Origin of the sequence: Paraburkholderia sp. SIMBA_054 (assembly GCF_046534875.1) — a bacterium.
GTDB lineage: Bacteria > Pseudomonadota > Gammaproteobacteria > Burkholderiales > Burkholderiaceae > Paraburkholderia > Paraburkholderia hospita.
In genome coordinates this window covers 1-1,416 of record NZ_JAWRXV010000164.1, presented here as the reverse complement: position 1 = coordinate 1,416, position 1,416 = coordinate 1, and the positions used below count along the sequence as shown (strand labels likewise).

The window sequence follows — 1,416 nt, the reverse complement described above, 5'->3', positions numbered from 1 at the left end:
GGCTATTTCAAAAGTGGAGTGGCTAATGCGGCTCACGAGGCATGTGGATTGAAGCCCGAGAAGTCGAGCTTGCCTGCGATCAGGAACAGCACGGTTCGCATGGTTTTGAAGCTGGCGTATCCGCGCGCCTTGCGCTTGGCAGCCTGAAACAGGCCGTTGATGGCTTCAATGAAGCCATTGGTCTGGCGCGTCTGGGCCCACGCGACGATGCCGTCGAAATGACGAAGGATCATGCGTGCGACGTCCTTCATGGGCTCGACCTTGGAACGCATGACGCCGTTGCACCACCGGCGCAACATCTTGGAGACGACGTGGATCTGCTTGCGATCGAGAATCTCGCGCAGTTGCTCGCGGTACATCCAGGCACGGCCGGTTCGGTTGGTGGTGTACTGGCTGATCAGCGCCTCGAGATCGGTCAGTTGCGCGAGGTTCAGCTTGTCAGCATCCTTAAGCAGCGGCCAGCGCATGCCCTTCAGTGCAGGATCGGTCTTCTGCTGCTCGCGGCGCACACCATCGAGAGCTTTGGAGGCGTGCGCGATCACGTGAAACTTGTCGAACGTCACGCGCGCATCGGGCAGATGCTCGTCCACGCCCTTGATGAAGGCGGGCGACATGTCGATGCTGACCGATCTGATCTGCGCAGGTGTTGCGTTGTGTTCCTCCAGGTGACTGGCAAAGCGTTCGACAACGCCTGCATCCTTGCCTGGCGTGACGAAGACCACGCGCCGCTCGTCCATGTCGGCGACCAGCGAGACATAGTCGTGGCCCCGCCGGCACGAGGTTTCGTCAATGGCCACCGTGCTGAGTCCGGACAGGTCAGTTGCGGCCACGGCCAGGTCCACGTAACGGTCACAGATGGCCTTCACGCGATACCACGACAGGTTCACCAGACGGGCCACGGCGGCAAATGTCATCTCCCGGCACAGCGCCAGCACGAACGCTTCAAACAGCAGCGTAAAGCCATCCAGCTTGCCTATCCAGTCAGGTTGCACGAGCCGCACCGAGCCGTCGGGCAGGCGTACCCGCGGCACGCGCACCTCCAGAAAGCATTCGTGCTGGAAAAAGTTGAGGTGCCGCAGTCGCTTGATCTGCGTGTCATGGACCGGGTGCTCGCCCCCGACGCTGGGGTAGGAAAATCGCGTACCCGCGACAAAGTCCACGGCAATGGTCAGTTCACGCCGCGCGGCGTCGAAATCGACACCTTGCACGTACCACGGCGCCGTGATGCCAAGGGCTGCTTCAAAGAGTTGGGTCTGGTTCATCAGTGTTCGCGTTGTCTTGCAGGACTGGTTGCCGCATTCTGCCGCAACCAGCCATGTCCCAGCTTACTTTTTCCACACGCGTCAAGTGTTCGCTTCGCCGGGCTGAAGCCCGCACTTGACCCGCCAAGCCACCCATTCGAGATTTGAAAGAAGC

1 protein-coding gene is annotated in these 1,416 nt (G+C 60.7%); it reads right to left on the bottom strand.

Annotation, left to right across the window (positions count from 1 at the left end; genetic code table 11):
• Window positions 1–32 precede the first annotated feature (32 nt).
• On the bottom strand, window positions 33–1,262 hold the full coding sequence (locus SB822_RS54495; protein ID WP_410858773.1) for an ISL3 family transposase: 1,230 nt from the start codon (window positions 1,260–1,262) through the stop codon (window positions 33–35).
• Between the last annotated feature and the right edge of the window lie 154 nt (window positions 1,263–1,416).

What these genes read in the sequence shown, in the direction of transcription:
- SB822_RS54495 (WP_410858773.1), bottom strand. Translation starts at nt 1,262, where the DNA reads ATGAACCAGACCCAACTCTTTGAAGCAGCCCTTGGCATCACGGCGCCG.